14 protein-coding genes and 1 other annotated feature are annotated in these 18,044 nt (G+C 49.1%); of the genes, 6 read left to right on the top strand and 8 right to left on the bottom strand.

The window, feature by feature from the left end; genetic code table 11:
- Positions 1-51: 51 nt before the first annotated feature.
- The 3 genes from acnA to topA all read right to left on the bottom strand — a co-directional run bounded on the left by acnA (position 52) and on the right by topA (position 6,971).
- Positions 52-2,727, bottom strand: coding sequence for an aconitate hydratase AcnA (gene acnA / locus ACL9RG_RS20025; protein WP_422794404.1), 2,676 nt, complete (start codon positions 2,725-2,727; stop codon positions 52-54).
- Between the two features lie 323 nt (positions 2,728-3,050).
- The gene (cysB, locus tag ACL9RG_RS20020) at positions 3,051-4,025 is read right to left on the bottom strand and encodes an HTH-type transcriptional regulator CysB (protein ID WP_422794403.1); all 975 of its coding nucleotides are present in this window, start codon (positions 4,023-4,025) and stop codon (positions 3,051-3,053) included.
- Positions 4,026-4,373: 348 nt separating this feature from the next.
- Positions 4,374-6,971, bottom strand: a complete 2,598-nt coding sequence (topA, locus tag ACL9RG_RS20015) for a type I DNA topoisomerase (RefSeq protein WP_422794402.1) — start codon at positions 6,969-6,971, stop codon at positions 4,374-4,376.
- A 437-nt stretch (positions 6,972-7,408) separates the two neighbouring features.
- On the opposite strand from topA, the gene ACL9RG_RS20010 reads away from it, so the two are divergent.
- Positions 7,409-7,660, top strand: coding sequence for a YciN family protein (locus ACL9RG_RS20010; RefSeq protein ID WP_422794401.1), 252 nt, complete (start codon positions 7,409-7,411; stop codon positions 7,658-7,660).
- A gap of 56 nt (positions 7,661-7,716) precedes the next feature.
- Here ACL9RG_RS20010 and sohB read toward each other — a convergent pair whose 3' ends face one another.
- A complete protein-coding gene (gene sohB, locus ACL9RG_RS20005; RefSeq protein WP_422794400.1) occupies positions 7,717-8,760 on the bottom strand; it encodes a protease SohB in 1,044 nt (347 codons plus the stop codon).
- Positions 8,761-9,107: 347 nt separating this feature from the next.
- On the opposite strand from sohB, the gene ACL9RG_RS20000 reads away from it, so the two are divergent.
- Together ACL9RG_RS20000 and cobO are read left to right on the top strand one after the other, a co-directional pair.
- The gene (locus ACL9RG_RS20000) at positions 9,108-9,869 is read left to right on the top strand and encodes a YciK family oxidoreductase (protein ID WP_422794399.1); all 762 of its coding nucleotides are present in this window, start codon (positions 9,108-9,110) and stop codon (positions 9,867-9,869) included.
- A gap of 12 nt (positions 9,870-9,881) precedes the next feature.
- Positions 9,882-10,472, top strand: a complete 591-nt coding sequence (gene cobO, locus ACL9RG_RS19995) for a cob(I)yrinic acid a,c-diamide adenosyltransferase (protein ID WP_422794398.1) — start codon at positions 9,882-9,884, stop codon at positions 10,470-10,472.
- Here cobO and ACL9RG_RS19990 read toward each other — a convergent pair.
- The 4 genes from ACL9RG_RS19990 to rnm all read right to left on the bottom strand — a co-directional run bounded on the left by ACL9RG_RS19990 (position 10,444) and on the right by rnm (position 14,368).
- Positions 10,444-11,100 (bottom strand): histidine phosphatase family protein, encoded by a 657-nt coding sequence (locus tag ACL9RG_RS19990; protein ID WP_422794397.1) that lies wholly within the window; start codon positions 11,098-11,100, stop codon positions 10,444-10,446. The two genes, cobO and ACL9RG_RS19990, sit on opposite strands and share 29 nt — an antisense overlap.
- 110 nt (positions 11,101-11,210) lie before the next feature.
- Positions 11,211-12,077 (bottom strand): 23S rRNA pseudouridine(2605) synthase RluB, encoded by an 867-nt coding sequence (gene rluB / locus ACL9RG_RS19985; protein WP_422794442.1) that lies wholly within the window; start codon positions 12,075-12,077, stop codon positions 11,211-11,213.
- Between the two features lie 647 nt (positions 12,078-12,724).
- A complete protein-coding gene (locus ACL9RG_RS19980) occupies positions 12,725-13,345 on the bottom strand; it encodes an L-threonylcarbamoyladenylate synthase (RefSeq protein WP_422794396.1) in 621 nt (206 codons plus the stop codon).
- Between the two features lie 147 nt (positions 13,346-13,492).
- Positions 13,493-14,368, bottom strand: coding sequence for an RNase RNM (rnm, locus tag ACL9RG_RS19975; RefSeq protein ID WP_422794395.1), 876 nt, complete (start codon positions 14,366-14,368; stop codon positions 13,493-13,495).
- Between the two features lie 293 nt (positions 14,369-14,661).
- Positions 14,662-14,763, top strand: a sequence feature (Trp leader region).
- A 56-nt stretch (positions 14,764-14,819) separates the two neighbouring features.
- Between rnm and ACL9RG_RS19970 the strand changes: the two genes are divergently transcribed.
- The 3 genes from ACL9RG_RS19970 to trpD are packed head-to-tail and all read left to right on the top strand — an operon-like array spanning position 14,820 to position 18,039.
- A complete protein-coding gene (locus tag ACL9RG_RS19970) occupies positions 14,820-16,382 on the top strand; it encodes an anthranilate synthase component 1 (protein WP_422794394.1) in 1,563 nt (520 codons plus the stop codon).
- Between the two features lies 1 nt (position 16,383).
- Positions 16,384-16,962, top strand: coding sequence for a glutamine amidotransferase-related protein (locus tag ACL9RG_RS19965; RefSeq protein WP_422794393.1), 579 nt, complete (start codon positions 16,384-16,386; stop codon positions 16,960-16,962).
- Between the two features lie 15 nt (positions 16,963-16,977).
- Entirely contained in the window at positions 16,978-18,039 is a 1,062-nt protein-coding gene (gene trpD / locus ACL9RG_RS19960) for an anthranilate phosphoribosyltransferase (protein ID WP_422794392.1), read from the top strand.
- The last annotated feature ends 5 nt before the right edge of the window (positions 18,040-18,044 follow it).

Here is an 18,044-nt window from a genome sequence, read left to right as displayed (position 1 = left end):
CGTTGCTTCTGCGTTGGCGGCATAAAAACCGCCCAGTGATTAAAATAACAATTACAGCATCTTGCGGATCACATAATGCAAGATGCCGCCGTTTTCAAAGTACGTCAGCTCATTACCAGTATCGATACGACAACGAGTCTGTATCACCTCTTTACGCCCATCAGGGTAGGTAATGTTGACTGGCACTGTTTGCCCCGGCTTAAGTTGTTGCATGCCGCTAACGCTAATGGTTTCATCCCCCTGCAATGACAAGGTTTTACGGGTAACGCCCTGTGGGAACTCTAGCGGCAGTATTCCCATCCCAATGAGGTTAGAACGGTGAATACGTTCAAAGGATTCAGCAATTACCACGCGAATACCTAACAATCTTGGCCCTTTCGCCGCCCAGTCGCGGCTGGAACCTGAACCATATTCTTTACCGGCGATTATCGCTAACGGTACCTGCTCTTGCTGATAGCGCATTGCTGCATCGTAAATGGCCATCTGTTCCTGTGATGGAACATGACGCGTGATCCCACCTTCGATACCAGGCACCATTTCATTACGAATACGGATGTTGGCAAAGGTGCCGCGCATCATCACCTCATGATTACCACGCCTTGAACCGTAGGAGTTGAACTCTTGCGGCGTAACACCATGCTCTTTGAGATAACGCCCTGCTGGGCTATCGGCTTTGATATTACCGGCAGGAGAGATATGGTCAGTCGTCACCGAATCGGCCAAGATCGCTAAGATCCGCGCCTCTTTGATATCTTGCACCGGATCCGGCTCGCGCTGCATCTCGCTAAAGAACGGCGGATGACGAATATAGGTCGATTCCTCTTGCCAGTCGTAAGTTGGCGTACCCTCAACTTTAATTTGCTGCCAATTTTCATCACCGTTGAAAACTTCAGCATATTCTTTGTGGAACATGTCGGTTTTCACTTGTTCAACCGCGTTAGCAATCGCATTTGCCGACGGCCAGATATCCTTCAGGTAGACCGGATTGCCCTGCTGGTCTTCCCCAAGTGGATCCTGGGTTAGATTGATATTCATATTACCGGCAAGCGCATAGGCAACCACCAGCGGTGGTGAGGCCAGCCAGTTAGTTTTGATCAGAGGGTGAATACGGCCTTCGAAGTTACGGTTACCCGACAGTACCGCACCTACGGTTAAATCACCTTTTTTAATCGCCGTCTCAATCGGCTCAGGCAACGGCCCCGAGTTACCGATACAAGTCGTACAGCCATAGCCGACCAAATCAAAGCCCAGTTTTTCCAGATGCGGCATCAAACCTGCCGCATTAAGATAATCAGTCACCACTTTAGAGCCAGGTGCTAACGACGTTTTAACCCAAGGCTTGCTGGTTAATCCTTTTTCAGCGGCGTTCTTAGCTAATAACCCCGCGGCCATCAATACGCTGGGGTTAGACGTATTGGTACAAGAGGTAATAGCGGCAATCACCACCGCACCAGTAGTCAACTGATGCTGCTGCCCTTGGTAGCTAAAACTTTCGCTGTCACTATGTGAGGATTTACCGGTACTGAGCTCTAATTCTGTTGCCGCTTTGAACGCTTGTGGCACATTCGGTAGTGCTACGCGATCCTGCGGGCGCTTTGGTCCGGCCAGGCTTGATTCGACCAACGCCATATCTAATGAGAGCGAGCTGGTAAAGACAGGCTCATCACCTGTGTGACGCCACAAACCTTGTGCTTGTGTATAAGCCTGTACCAATGCGATTTGTTCATCGCTGCGCCCGCTGAGTTTCATATAACTCAAGGTGACGTCATCGACTGGGAAGAAACCACAGGTCGCCCCATATTCCGGCGCCATATTGGCAATCGTCGCGCGATCGGCCAGCGGCAAATCAGCCAACCCATCGCCATAAAACTCAACAAATTTGCCAACAACACCGTGCTTACGCAGCATCTGGGTAACGGTTAATACCAAGTCGGTAGCGGTGATCCCCTCGCCCAGTTTGCCGGTCAGTTTAAAACCGACAACATCTGGGATTAGCATGGAAACCGGCTGACCTAACATCGCTGCCTCTGCCTCAATACCGCCAACACCCCAGCCTAAAACACCGAGTCCATTGATCATAGTGGTATGAGAATCTGTGCCGACTAGCGTATCAGGATAAGCGACTTCGCGGCCTTCTTGCTGCTCGTGCCAAACGGTTTGGCCTAGATATTCAAGATTGACCTGGTGACAGATGCCGGTTCCCGGTGGCACGACGCGGAAGCGATTAAAGGCTTTTTGCCCCCAACGCAGGAAGATATAACGCTCATGATTGCGTTCCATCTCTAATTTGACGTTTTCACCAAAGGCCTGGCGATCGCCAAAAGCATCCACGGTAACAGAATGGTCAATCACCAAATCGACCGGAGATAAGGGATTAACCTGATCAACATTGCCCCCCAGACGTTTTACCGCCTGACGCATAGCGGCTAAATCCACCACCGCGGGGACACCGGTGAAGTCCTGCATCAGAACACGCGCGGGACGATAGGCGATTTCACGCTCGGCATGACCGGTTTTTTGCCAATCAACCAACGCTTTAAGATCATCATCAGTGACAGTGTCACCATCGATATTACGCAGAAGATTTTCGAGTAGGACTTTGAGGGATTTCGGGAGGCGGTCTATATTGCCAAGCTGTTGGGCGAGTATCGGCAAACTGTAATAGTGATATTCTTTATCTAGATCTGCCAGCTTAGCCTGACTTTTTTGACGAAGATCGGACGACATAGCTTCTCCTTATTTTTACTGCATTTTTCTTACTCATTGCTTACCGGCGTAAATGGCTCGACGGATAAAACCCGCCGAAAGGTAAGTCATCTACTAAAGATAACACAAAATAACGTTAACACTTTTATAACAACACAAAGTGTTCAGCTATTTCAGCAATTGGAGAAATGATCCTCGTCGCGCTTCTATAGAAGGAAGTAAAGACGCCAATCTATATCACGGGTGGTAAGCGAGTAGAAAAAGCAGGATATTGCTGAATAAGAAGAGGATGTACAACGTGACATATCCCAGGCAGGACAATAAATTGTCCTGCCTGATAGCACTTATTTATGCGGGAGTTTAACGTCTTTAAACATTGCTTCAATGTCTTCACTTGAGCGCAGCGCTATTGCGCTATCTACCACATCACGTGTCAGATGAGGCGCGAAACGTTGAATGAAATCATACATGTAACTACGCAGGAAGGTGCTACGGCGGAAACCGATTTTAGTCGTGCTGTGGGTAAAGATATCGCTTGCATCAACTGTCACTAAATCTGGGTCTTGAATAGGATCAACGGCCATACTCGCGATGACACCGACGCCAAGCCCCAAGCGCACATAGGTTTTAATTACGTCAGCGTCAGTGGCGGTAAAGACGATACGTGGCGATAGCCCTGCGCGATTAAAAGCAGTATCCAGCTCAGAACGACCAGTAAAACCAAAGGTATAGGTCACGATAGGATAAGCCGCCAGCTCTTCAATGGTGACTTTTTCTTTGCCCGCTAACGGATGGTCCGGCTGAACCACTACCGCACGATTCCAGTGATAACATGGCAGCATGATCAAATCGTCGTACAAATGCAGCGCTTCGGTCGCAATAGCGAAATCTGCATTACCTTTAGATACCGCTTCGGCAATTTGTGTCGGAGATCCCTGATGCATATGCAATGAAACGCGCGGATAACGCTCGATAAAGCCTTTAATCACATTTGGTAATGCGTAGCGTGCTTGTGTATGCGTAGTCGCGACATAGAGCGAACCTTTATCGGGATAAGTATGCTCACCGGCAACGGCCTTGATGGCATCAACTTTGGATAGCACTTCGCGGGCGATGCGGATAATTTCTTGCCCGGCAGGCGTAACCTGAGTGAGATGCTTGCCGCTGCGAGCAAAAATTTGAATGCCAAGTTCGTCTTCCAGCATTCGGACCTGCTTGCTGATCCCCGGCTGAGAAGTATAAAGCCCTTCAGCGGTTGAGGAGACGTTCAGGTTGTGGTTAACAACCTCCACGATATAACGCAGCTGCTGCAATTTCATATCTTATACCATCCTAGTTTGAACCCTGTCAGCCAGTCTCCTTCCTTAACCAAGAAAGGTCTGGAAACCATTTTTCTTATCATTACCCCGGATAAAAACCAGTAATACCAAAAAAGAATAAAGGATATTTTTATATAACCATAATAACATTTCTTAACACGATGTATAGCCAGATGACGACAGATAACGTAGAGGAAGTCACTGAATGATGTGTTAATAAACAGCGAAGCAGAACTCTGCTGATGATAAATCTTTATACAATTAAAAAACCAGCCTAATTGGCTGGTTTTGTGGATTAAAGGCATCGTTTTTTAATACGGCAGGTTCGCTGCCGTCATGCAAAGAGGATTATTGCTTACCAACAACCCATTTACCGTCAACGAAGAATGCCGTCCAGCCTGTCGCCTTGCCGTCTTTTTCGGAAGAAACATACTGCTGTTTAGTCTTACGGCTAAAGCGCACCATCGCTTTGTTACCCTCAGCATCGGCGACTGGCGCATCCGCCAGATAGCGCAGTTTTTCCGGCAGGCGATCTTTGAAGCGCAGTAACTCTTCGACTAAAGGTGCGCGCGTTTCGCGAGATTTAGGGAAGGTATTTGCCGCCAGGAACACGCCTGCCGCACCGTCACGCAACACAAAGTAAGCATCTGACTTTTCACAAGGCAGCTCTGGCAACGGTACCGGATCTTCCTTCGGTGGTGCAACATCACCGTTACGCAGGATTTTACGCGTGTTTTTACACTCATCGTTGGTGCAACCCATGTATTTGCCAAAACGACCTAATTTAAGGTGCATTGGTGAACCACATTTGTCACATTCAACAACTGGACCGTCGTAACCTTTGATGCGGAACTCTCCCTGCTCAATCTCGTAACCATCACATTCTGGGTTGTTACCACAAACGTGAAGTTTACGCTGGTTATCGATGAGGTAGCTGTCCATCGCCGTGCCGCATTTACCACAGCGACGCTTCAAACGTAACGCGTTGGTTTCAGCGTCATCGCCTTCGAGAATATTCAGTACTTCCGCTTCTGGCACCAGGTTAATGGTGGTTTTGCAACGCTCTTTCGGCGGCAGTGCATAGCCAGAACAACCGAGGAATACACCGGTGCTGGCCGTACGAATTCCCATCGGACGACTACAGGTCGGACAGTCAATGCTGGTCAGAACCATCTGATTTGGGCGCATACCGCCCTCTTCTGGCTCTTTCTCTGCTGTCGCCAACTGGTCGCTAAACTGAACGAAGAAATCATCCAGCACCGCTTTCCACTCGGCTTGGTTATTCGCCACCTGATCCAGCCCATCTTCCATACGTGCGGTGAAATCGTAATTCATCAGCTCGCGGAAGTTGTTTTCCAGACGTTCGGTAACAATCTCACCCATTTTTTCAGCGTAGAAACGGCGGTTATCAACACGCACATAGCCACGATCCTGAATGGTTGAAATGATCGATGCATAAGTCGATGGACGACCGATACCGCGTTTTTCCAACTCTTTAACCAAAGAAGCTTCGCTAAAACGCGCTGGCGGCTTGGTAAAGTGCTGGGTTGGCAGTAATTGCTGCAAGTTCAACTCGCTGCCAACTTCAATCACTGGCAAGGTGCGATCTTCATCGCCTTTACGCAGCGCTGGCATCACTTTGGTCCAGCCGTCAAAACGCAGAGTACGGCCTTTGGCTCGCAGCGCATAATCAGCAGCTTTTACTGTCAGCGTAGTAGAGTCATATTGTGCTGGCATCATCTGACAGGCAACAAACTGACGCCAAATCAGCTGATACAGTTTCTGTGCGTCGGCTTCCATGTCTTTGAGCTGCTCAGACAATACGTTCACATCAGAAGGACGAATCGCTTCATGCGCTTCTTGTGAGTTTTCTTTGTTGCTGTATTGGTTTGCCGTTTTCGGCAGGTATTTAGCACCGAAATTATCGCCGATATAGCCGCGCACCATCTCTACTGCATCGCTACTCAAGTTGGTTGAGTCGGTACGCATATAAGTGATGTGTCCAGCTTCATACAGGCGCTGCGCCATCATCATGGTTTTCTTCACGCCGAAGCTTAAACGGGTACTCGCCGCTTGTTGCAACGTAGACGTGATAAAAGGTGCGCTAGGTTTGCTGCTGGTCGGTTTGTCTTCGCGATCGACCACGGTATAACGCGCTTTCTCCAGCAGAGAAACCGCAGCATGCGTCTGCTCACGATTGACCGGCTTGAAAGGCTTATCTTGGTGATGCGTGACCTGCATTTGCAGCGCGACGTCTTTATTGGCCTGCAAATCAGCATGCAGTTCCCAATACTCTTCCGGCACAAAAGCTTTGATCTCTTTTTCGCGCTCAACCACTAAACGTACGGCAACAGACTGCACACGTCCTGCAGAGAGGCCACGCGCAATTTTCTTCCACAGCAGCGGAGAAACCATGTAGCCCACCACACGGTCCATAAAACGACGCGCTTGTTGAGCATTGACCCGGTCGATGTTGAGTTCGCCCGGTTGGTTAAACGCCTGTTGAATAGCGTTTTTAGTAATTTCGTTAAAAACAACGCGGCTAAAGCGTTTATCGTCGCCACCAATCACTTCCCGCAAATGCCAGGCAATTGCCTCTCCTTCGCGGTCAAGGTCGGTTGCGAGATAGATGTGGTCAGCTTTTTCGGCCAGCGCTTTTAACTCGGAGACCACCTTTTCTTTGCCCGGCAGTATCTCGTATTGCGCTTCCCAACCGTGGTAAGGGTCAACCCCCATGCGATTGACTAATGCGGTTTTCTCATCCTTTTTAACTTTTTTCTTCGTTTTATCTTCGGTTGAGGCCGGGCTTTTTTTGCTCACTGAACCACTAGTCGGTAAATCACGGATATGACCAACGCTGGACTTAACCACGTAGTCATTTCCTAAATACTTATTTATCGTTTTGGCTTTTGCCGGGGACTCAACTATTACGAGAGCTTTGCCCATAATTACCTTTTTACCTAAATTATTCTTCCCACCAAGGAAGATTTTGTCTTGTTATGCCGTGGCACATTCCAATGTCTTTTTTTATATTGCGGAAGTGAATCAGGACGTCAACATATTTTTTCGCCCCGAGCACAAACAGCGCCATTCAAACATAACCCGATGAATATTTTGATTTTTAACTAAAAACCATCAATCTATGGAACAAGCTGACAACAATAGATGAGATGAAATCGTAAACAAATGATTCCAGCCGAAGCCACAAAATCCCACACTTTACCTGATAAAAATTGCCACGCAACTTAATTAGCATGTAAATGAAGAATACGCCAACCTGAGCAATAATTAGCCACAACGCATTTATTACCCTTATATAAATTGCGGCTTTAAACGCGATAAGATTAGAATGTTGGCAATTGTTATTTGAGAGGGAGAGCAACATGCATGAAAATAAAACGGCGATCGCTCGCCATGCATTGCTAATTGAAGCAAACAAAGCGATCACTGAACATCAAGATTATCAACCAGGCATGATGGCTACCAGTGTCGAAGAAAAAGGTGGCGTGCTGGTTTTCCACGGCCCATTCTTTTTAGATGATAACGGCTTACCTACGCTAAAAACGACCGCAGTATTCAATATGTTTAAATATTTAGCCCACTGTTTTTCTGATAAATACACCTTGCAGGATTAACAGCTTTGCTGAATAAAAAAGGGGCCTTAGCCCCTTAAACACTTGATTGCCTTGACCTATAACAATGGCTTTTGGCTACGCTGTAACCAGCGTAAAAACAGACGGTCCACACTTTCAGCAGCGCTGCCAGTAAAACGGTCCATGACACGTTTACGACGGCTAAAGCGTACCGAAATGACTTCATGTTTTTCCATCTCGGCAATCAGCAAATCATCACTGGTACCAATTTCATCAACTAAGCCTTTTTCAAGCGCTTGCAGACCAAACCAGTGTTCTCCTGTAGCCACAGCATTAATATCCAATGCCGGGCGATTTTGATGCACGAACTCTTTAAATAGTACGTGGGTTTCGTTCAAATCTTCGCGGAACTTCTCACGCCCTTCTTCGGTATTTTCACCAAATAATGTCAGTGTGCGTTTGAATTCTCCGGCAGTGTGCAGCTCAACATCAATATTATTTTTTTTCAGCAGGCGGCTGAAGTTCGGGATTTGCGCCACTACGCCGATAGAACCGATAATCGCGAAGGGTGCAGATACAATGCGATCCGCGACGCAGGCCATCATATAACCACCGCTAGCGGCAACTTTATCGACAACGACGGTAAGACGCACTCCAGCTTCACGCAGACGCACCAGTTGTGATGCCGCCAGCCCATAACCGTGCACCACACCGCCTGGACTTTCTAAGCGCAATAGCACTTCATCAGCCGGTGTTGCAACGGCCAATACCGCAGAGATTTCTTCACGCAGTGAGGTGACTTCGTGCGCATCCATACTGCCTTTAAAATCGAGAACATACAGACAGGACTTGCTGTTTGCCACGCCCGTTTTAGCCAGCTGTTTCTTTTGCTTGGCTTCGAGCTTCTCCTGCTTTTTAAATTCTTTATTACGTAACTTCTGCGCAATCGGGTCCAGACGAGCGGTACGCATTTCACGTTGCATTTCACGGTACTCTTCACCTAAATCTTTTAAATGAAGCTCACCTTTTGCGGCACCTTTGCGCTGCCGTTGGCTAAGTATCAATACGACCAACGCGCCGATGGCAATCACCACCGTGACAACTTTCGCCAAAAATAGTCCATAAAGAGAGAGTAGATCCACAAAAACCGCCTTTTAAACAGCTTGGTAAAAGATAAATAGCATTCTAGTCAATCACAGTCAGTGAGTCTTGTCTGAATCTGGTTCAGAGGTAAACAACCGTGACTTTGCTGGTAAAACAAACAGAAAACGGCGAAAGATGCGGTCATCATGATTTGTTTTTGTTACATATAAATCGGTAATTAAGAGCTTATCCCTTGAAATTCAGGTGTATTGGCGGAATATATCCATCGTCTTTTAAAACCAATACAGAGCATCACATTTGGGTTGAGCATTTAGGCTCCCCTTCATATATCGGGTTGAGGAAAAATTTATCAATCTCCTCAGCGTCTCATTTTTAAGGAGTTAGCGTGCATTACCATCCAAAATCAGACTTACTTAACGATCGCATCATTTTGGTTACCGGTGCCGGTGATGGTATCGGCCGTGAAGCTGCCTTGTCTTATGCCCGTTTTGGCGCGCGAGTCATCCTGTTAGGACGCACCGAAAGTAAACTGCAATCTGTACAGCGAGAGATTGCTAATGCCGGCCTGCGCCCCGCCAATATCATTACGCTAGATTTACTGACCGCGAGCCAACAAGATTGCCAGCGTGTCGCGACCACAATAGCTGAATGGGCACCGCACCTTGACGGCGTACTTCATAATGCAGGGCTGCTCAGTGAAATAGTACCCATGGCAGAGATTAAACTCGAAGACTGGAATAACGTGATGCAAGTGAACGTTAATGCCACCTTCATGCTCACGCAGGCATTGCTGCCGTTGTTGTTAAAATCTGCCAACGCCTCGTTGGTCTTTACGTCTTCAAGCGTAGGTCGTCAAGGCCGCAGCGGCTGGGGAATTTACTCGGTGTCTAAGTTTGCTACCGAAGGGATGATGCAAGTCCTGGCTGAAGAATATAAACAGACTAACTTGCGGGTCAATTGCATCAATCCGGGGGGAACACGCACAAAAATGCGCGCATCTGCCTTCCCGGATGAAAATGCACAAAAGTTAAAAACGCCGGCCGAAATTATGCCGCTGTACCTGTATTTAATGGGCGATGACAGCCGTCGCAAAACCGGCATTAGCTTTGACGCACAGCCAGGCCGCAAAGCTGGCCCTGCGGAATAAACGGGATCATCAATGAGCGAGGATCGTCACCAGCAGCGTCAACAACGGTTAAAAGAACAGGTTGATGCCCGTATTGCAGCGGCCAAAGAAGCGCGAGGGATACTGATTATCTTTACCGGCAATGGTAAAGGTAAAACAACTGCGGCCTTTGGTACTGTCACCCGCGCCGTTGGTCATGGTCAACGTGCAGGTGTCATTCAATTTATCAAGGGCGAATGGCCAAACGGCGAGCGAAATCTGCTGGAGCCACACGGCGTTGAATTCCAGGTTATGTCCACCGGCTTTACCTGGGAAACTCAAAATAAAGCAAGCGATACGCAAGCTTGTCAGGATGTCTGGCTGCACGGAAAAAGAATGCTGGCGGATACGTCGTTGGATTTAGTGGTGCTGGATGAGCTGACCTACATGCTCAGTTTTGGCTATCTGGCGCTACAGGAGGTGCTGGACGCGCTGAATCACCGTCCTGCGCATCAGACTGTGATTATTACCGGCCGAGGCTGCCACCGGGATTTACTCGAGCTCGCCGATACCGTGAGCGAGCTTCGCCCAGTTAAACACGCTTTTGACGCCGGAATTATGGCTCAGCAAGGCATTGATTGGTAGAGGACCCCAAGGAGCTTGCCTCTGGCATAGCCAGTAATCCAGTATCATTAAAACGCTGAATCACACAATATCCGTTGGTCAGTTCCACTTCGCATAAACTGCCCTGATGGAATGGAAAACGCAGCATGTCAGCTGGCGCGAGCTTTAGCATCATCGCTAACATAAAGCTGAGCGCGCCCTGCTCACCGATAATCGCTAACTGGCTATTTGCAGGGCGCAGGTAAAGTTGATTTAGCGCCCGACGAATACGCTGGCTAAAATCGGCGAATAGCTCACCACCGGGTACTTCTGCCAATTGCCAGTCTCGACACCAATCTGCATAACTTACTGTTGCAGATGACTTTACCTCGCTGTGACAACGTAACTCCCACTGTCCAAAACAGATTTCTTGCGCCAGCGTTTGGGTTTCGAGGTTAATATCACGCTGGCCGAGAATAATATTTGCTGTTTGCTCACTGCGCAGCATGCCGCTATGAATAATGCCATCAAGCCGCACTGATGCCAGCATATTGGCTAGATGCTTTGCCTGTTGTTTTCCAAGTTCAGTAAGGCCGATATCACTGCTACCACAAATTACGCCGTTGACATCGGCCTGTGTCTGCCCATGTCTGATGAGATAAAGTTTCAATGCCTCTCCCTGATTTGGGTTCCATTATAAAAAACCACCTCACTTAGGAGGTGGTTTTAGCTTTATACATAATAGTGATTCGACAACAATCATATTAGCACAATGGCAAATTAACCCTGGCGCTTGCTCGGGGTTCCGCCACGACGTGCTGGCGTGACCTGAGTATGACGTTTCACTGCACGACGGATCTGGTTAGCCTTCACGCGACGGCGATCGCGCTCTACTGGCATCTTGCTGACCGTTTCTTCTGTCAGGGCAACCAGTTGGCGCAAATAGTTGATATCCGGCAGGTCTAACTCTTTATAACCCCCGCGCGGCAAACCTTTCGGCAGATTAAGATCACCATAGCGCACGCGGATCAATCGGCTTACCTGTACGCCAACGGCTTCCCACAGACGGCGAACTTCACGGTTACGGCCTTCGGTCAACGTCACGTTGTACCACTGGTTCAGCCCTTCACCGCCCTGGTATTTGATGCTACGGAATGCCGCAGGACCATCTTCAAGCTGTACGCCACGGCTCAGTTGTTTGATTTTTTCATCGTCAATCTGGCCAAACACGCGCACGGCGTATTCGCGCTCAACTTCACGGCTTGGGTGCATCAAACGGTTAGCCAATTCACCATCGGTGGTGAACAGCAGCAAACCAGAGGTGTTAACATCCAGACGCCCAACCGCTACCCAGCGTGAGCCACGCATTTTTGGCAAACGGTCGAATACCGTTGGACGGCCTTCCGGGTCGCTGCGAGTACACAACTCACCTTCTGGCTTGTAGTACGCAAGCACGCGGCAAACCGTGTCCTGCGCTTCAATAATTGACAACACATGGCCATCAAGACGGATTTTAGTACCGGCATTCAATTCTACACGGTCGCCCAATGTAGAGATCTTGCCGTCAACGCTGACGCGACCTTGTTGGATCATGGCTTCAACTTCGCGACGAGAACCGTGACCAGCGCGCGCCAAGATTTTTTGCAATTTTTCGCTCTGCGGACCTTCACCTTCGTTAAGCGCATTCTTCGGCTTTTCGTATTTTGGTGCTTCTTCGGTCTCATCAGCGACGATATCGATGTTTTTGACACGTAATGAGTCAGCCTTCGGCTTTGTCTGGCGAGGCTTTTCTATGCGGCTACTATCAGCGCGTGGTTTTTCGATTCGGGATTTTTCACCGCGAGGCTTATCTGCACCCGGCTTGGCGCTACGTGGCTTGTCTGCACGTGGGCGGTCAGAACGCGATTTGTCTGTATCAGCGCGATTTGCACGCGGCTTGTCAGATTTAAAGCGGTCATTCTTTTGCTTATTGGAATTAAACTTCTCGCTCATTGAGCAACCTCATTTGTCGCCTTCACAGGCGTCATTGTATTTTCTACGTCAGTAAGTTACGGCTGATTTCACCATAACCATATAATTTTTCACATGTTTGCAGCACCGCAGGTTAACACCGGCGTTACACAGGTGTTAAAGGGCCTCGTATTCTATACTAATTCCGGCCCCAATGATTCTAAAAATAATGATTGTTTTTTGTGCAAAAATAAACGTGGAATAATGCGCCTTCCGGCGCTTTTAAATAATAGAACACAGCGGTTATTGAGCATGAGGAAATGCCGACACGAGGGCAAATAAACTCAATAAAACGGCTGAGGATCGCCGGTGCCAACGCGTACAACCTCTGGCGAAGCGTCGGTAAGATCGACCACCGTGGTTGGCTGCTGACCAATGGAACCGCCGTTGAGGATTAAATCCACCAGCTTGCCCATGTTATCGCGGATCTCTTCTGGATCGGACTCGGCAAAGTCATTGCCTGGCAGCATAAGGCTGGTCGACATCAGTGGTTCGCCCAACTCTTCTAATAGCGCCAACGCAATAGCGTTTGACGGAACACGCAGGCCAATCGTTTTACGTTTTTCACTCATCAAGCGGCGTGGTACTTCTTTGGTCGCTTTGAGGATAAAAGTGTAATTTCCCGGCGTATTGTTTTTAATCAGCCGGAAAGCCGCGTTATCAACATGTGCATAGGTTGACAACTCGGACAGGTCACGACAGACCAAGGTAAAGTTATGATTGCTGTCCAGCTGACGAATTCGACAGATACGCTCCATCGCCGCTTTTTCTTCTAAACGACAGCCAAGCGCATAACCGGAATCCGTTGGATAGACGATCACGCAGCCTTTTCTTAAAAATTCAACGGCTTGTGAAATCAAGCGCGGCTGCGGATTATCCGGGTGAACATAAAAAAACTGACTCATGATAATTCCTCTTTCACTGCGTTAAATAACGCGTTAAACCCTGCAGAGGTCATCAACAAGGATGGCAGGTTTTCTTTCCCGTTTCCTTGGTCACGACCTCTACCATTAATCATAGCGCTGGCAAGCGTGTAGCGATGACACTTCGGGCTACGGCCAGGATTGCCATACCGGTTCTACGCCACCGGGCAGCCAGAGCTTTCTTCCCAGTTCAATCCAAGAACAAGGCTGATGAAAATCTGAGCCCTGTGAAGCTAATAAATTGTAGTCGCGTGCCAGACCGGCAAGCTGGGTACGTTCCTGCGGGGCCTGCTGGCACTGCGCGACTTCCATCGCATCGCCGCCCTGCTCGGCAAAGAACGCTAATAATCTTTTTAACCATTTGGTTGAAAGATCATAACGTCCCGGATGAGCAACAACCGCTTGCCCCCCTGATTGATGGATAGCATCAATCGCTTCTTTAATTGTACACCACTGTGGCGGTACATAACCGGTCTTGCCTTTGGCGAGATATTTTTTAAATACTTGCGCAATATTATCGGCAGCACCGACCTCAACCAAATAACGGGCAAAATGCGCGCGCGTGACAGCGCCGCCATCAGCCAAACGCAATGCGCCTTCCCATGCCCCTTCAATACGCGCTTTCGCCAGCCGGTTCCCCATTTCTTGCGCCCGTTCAATACGGCGTGTGGCCTGTGCAGCTAATAACGTTTGCATCGCCGGATGCTGCGCATCGATACGTAATCCGACAATATGAATCTCAAGGTTTTCCCACAGCGTAGAGATTTCCACCCCGTTAATCAGTTGCAGGGGCAATGCCTGTTCAGCAATCGCTTGGGCTGCGCGGTCAAGCCCTTCAGTGCTGTCATGATCGGTTATCGCCAATACGTTAACTCGCATTTCAACGGCTCTTGCAACCAACGCTTGCGGCGATAAGTGACCGTCTGACGCCGTCGTGTGGCTATGTAGATCGTAGAGTTTAAAAGCCGAACTCAGGCTTTGTTCTTCCGGGGGAGATAACGTCATAATTATTAATTCAATGAAAACCTGTAATTTAAAGCGGCCGCTATCATAACGCGTTCAGAGCTGACTGGTTAACGCAATCTGTGAGTCATCTTGCTTACACCATATTTTTGCGCAATATTAGGGGCGCAATCCGCCTTAAAAGAGTTCCTTGTAAGAAGTTTATAAAAGAAGGTTGACTTCACGCCCTCGAACTAGTTTACTAGTACGCAGTTACGCGAAATATCGCGACCCTAAGATCGGTTTAATGACAAACATAAGAGTGCTTGATGATGAAAATGAATATGTTCTCTTTACTCAGCTGGTGGCGTACCTCCCTTTCGCGGGCGGTGTAATCACGCATAGCTGTCATCAGGCACTGCAGATACCCGAAGCCCGCATAATGCGGGTTTTTTTATGGCTAAAAAATTGCTTTCAACCGGTCAGAGAAGTACCGGACGTTTAAGGAAATAATATGACTATTCAACGCCCTCGCTTAGAGTTACTGACAGCACAAGGATGCTATCGTGATGATCCTACTGCTATCTTCCAGCAACTTTGCGGCGCACGTCCGGCTACGCTGTTATTCGAATCTGCCGAGATTGATAGCAAACAAGATTTAAAAAGCCTGCTGGTGGTAGACAGCGCGCTGCGTTTCACTGCTTTGGGCCGCCAGGTTTCTGTTCAAGCGTTGACCAGCAACGGCGCGTCCTTGTTGCCTTTGCTCGATGCCGCTCTGCCAGATGATGTAATCAATAATGTACGTCCAAACGGTCGTGAGCTGACCTTCCCTGCAATCAACCCGCTGCAAGATGAAGATGCTCGCCTGCGTTCGCGCTCGGTATTTGATGCACTGCGCCAAATACTGCAAGTGGTAGAAACCCCGGCAGATGAACGCGAAGCCATGTTCCTCGGCGGCCTATTCGCCTATGACTTAGTTGCCGGTTTTGAAGATTTACCACAATTACCCGCGGCGCAGCGTTGCCCAGATTTCTGCTTCTATTTAGCGGAAACGTTATTGGTACTCGATCACCAGAGTCGTAGCAGCCGTCTACAGGCAAGTCTGTTTACGCCATCAGAGAGTGAGAAACAACGTCTTCACGCACGTTTAGAGCAGTTACAACACCAGTTGCAACAGGCACCACAGCCGATCCCGAGCCAACATATCGAAGATATGCAACTGAGCGTCAGCCAAAGCGATGAAGAGTTTTGCGCCGTTGTTGAGCAGATGAAAGAAGCGGTACGAATTGGAGAAGTATTCCAGGTTGTCCCTTCACGCCGCTTTTCTTTACCTTGCCCATCGCCACTGTCGGCCTACGAAACGCTGAAGAAGAACAACCCAAGCCCATACATGTTCTTTATGCAAGATAACGATTTCACCCTGTTCGGCGCATCGCCAGAAAGCGCGCTGAAATATGACGCTAATAATCGTCAAATTGAAATCTATCCAATTGCCGGTACCCGCCCGCGTGGACGCCGCGCAGATGGCTCATTAGATGCCGATTTAGATAGTCGTATCGAGCTGGAGATGCGTACCGACCACAAAGAGTTGGCCGAACATATTATGCTGGTTGATTTGGCCCGTAATGACTTGGCACGTATCTGTGAACCCGGTAGCCGTTATGTTGCCGACCTGACCAAAGTTGACCGTTATTCCTTCGTGATGCATCTGGTTTCGCGTGTTGTGGGAACGCTTCGCGCCGATCTGGATGTGCTGCACGCTTACCAAGCGGTAATGAATATGGGCACCTTGACCGGTGCACCGAAAGTTCGCGCGATGCAGTTGATTTCTGATTCCGAAGGCGTGCGTCGCGGTTGCTACGGCGGTGCTGTCGGCTATCTGACCGCTCATGGCGATTTAGATACCTGCATTGTGATCCGCTCTGCCTACGTTGAAGATGGCATTGCCACCGTACAAGCAGGCTGCGGCGTGGTTCTTGATTCTGTTCCACAAGCCGAAGCTGACGAAACTCGTAATAAAGCCCGTGCCGTGCTGCGTGCCATCGCCACAGCGCATCATGCGAAAGAGGTGTTCTAAGATGGCCGATATTCTACTTCTCGATAACGTCGATTCATTTACTTATAACTTGGTTGATCAGCTGCGCGCTAGCGGCCATCAGGTGGTGATTTACCGCAATATTATGCCTGCTGATACCATCATTGAAAAACTCAGTCAGATGGAAAATCCGGTGCTGATGTTATCCCCGGGCCCCGGCGCACCAAGTGATGCTGGCTGTATGCCAGAGTTGTTACAGCGCTTGCGTGGGCAGTTGCCAATTATTGGTATTTGCTTAGGTCATCAGGCTATCGTCGAAGCTTACGGCGGCCATGTTGGACAAGCCGGTGAGATCCTGCACGGTAAAGCGTCATCAATTACTCACGATAACCAAGGCATGTTTGCCGGAATGAATAATCCGCTGCCAGTAGCACGCTACCATTCGCTGGTCGGTAGCCAACTACCTGAAGAATTGACCATTAACGCGCGATTTGGCGAGATGGTAATGGCCGTACGCCACGATGCGGATCGTGTTTGTGGTTTTCAGTTCCACCCAGAGTCAATTCTGACCTCTCAAGGTGCCCGCTTGCTAGAACAAACATTGGCCTGGGCGTTGGCGTAAGGAGGAGGAATCATTATGAGCTTACAATCAACAATTCAATCACCCGCCGCTGTGCAGCCCAAATCTGTCAGCAATGCTGTCGGTGAAACGCTGGAAAAACTGTATCGCGCCGAAGTGATGACCCAAGCAGAGAGCCAACAACTGTTTTCGGCCATTATTAAAGGTGAACTCGAGCCTGAGCAGTTGGCAGCGGCGCTAATTGCCATGAAAGTACGCGGAGAGCAGCCGGCTGAAATTGCCGGCGCCGCTCAAGCCCTGCTGGCCGATGCTGAGCCGTTCCCACAGCCGGACTATGCGTTTGCTGATATCGTTGGAACCGGTGGTGATGGCACTAACAGCATTAATATTTCTACCGCCAGCGCGTTTGTTGCCGCTAGCTGCGGCGCGCGTATTGCCAAACACGGCAATCGCAGCGTGTCCAGCCGTTCTGGTTCTTCAGACTTGCTGGCGGCCTTCGGCATCCAATTAGATATGCCAGCAGAGCAATCGCGTGCGGCGTTGGACGAATTGGGCGTGTGTTTCTTGTTTGCACCGCAGTACCACAAAGGCTTCCGCCATGCGATGCCGGTACGCAAAGCGCTCAAAACCCGTACGCTATTTAATGTGCTTGGCCCATTGATTAACCCGGCTCGTCCGTCGCTGGCGCTGATTGGGGTTTATAGCCCTGAATTAGTAAAACCTATTGCTGAAACCCTGCGTACTCTCGGTTATCAACGTGCGGCAGTGGTTCACGGCGCGGGTATGGATGAAGTCGCTATTCACGCGCCAACGCAAGTGGCCGAGTTGAAAAACGGTCACATTGAGACCTATGAATTAACCCCACAAGACTTTGGGCTGGATTCCTATCCGCTATCAGCGTTGAAAGGCGGTGAACCGGAAGAAAATCGTGACATTCTGGCACGCTTGTTACAAGGTAAAGGCGCTCCGGCCCATGAAGCCGCGGTAGCCGCCAATGTGGCGATGTTACTACGTCTTTTTGGCCAAGAAGATTTAAAGCAAAATGCTCAACAGGCATTAGCCGTTATTCGTAGTGGGGAGCCTTACCAACGCGTTAAGGCACTGGCAGCAAGAGGATAAGTAAG

It is taken from the genome of Rouxiella sp. Mn2063 (assembly GCF_049319665.1).
GTDB lineage: Bacteria > Pseudomonadota > Gammaproteobacteria > Enterobacterales > Enterobacteriaceae > JBMOUD01.
The sequence above is the reverse complement of the archived record's forward strand: the minus strand, read 5'-3'. Positions and strand labels throughout refer to the sequence as shown.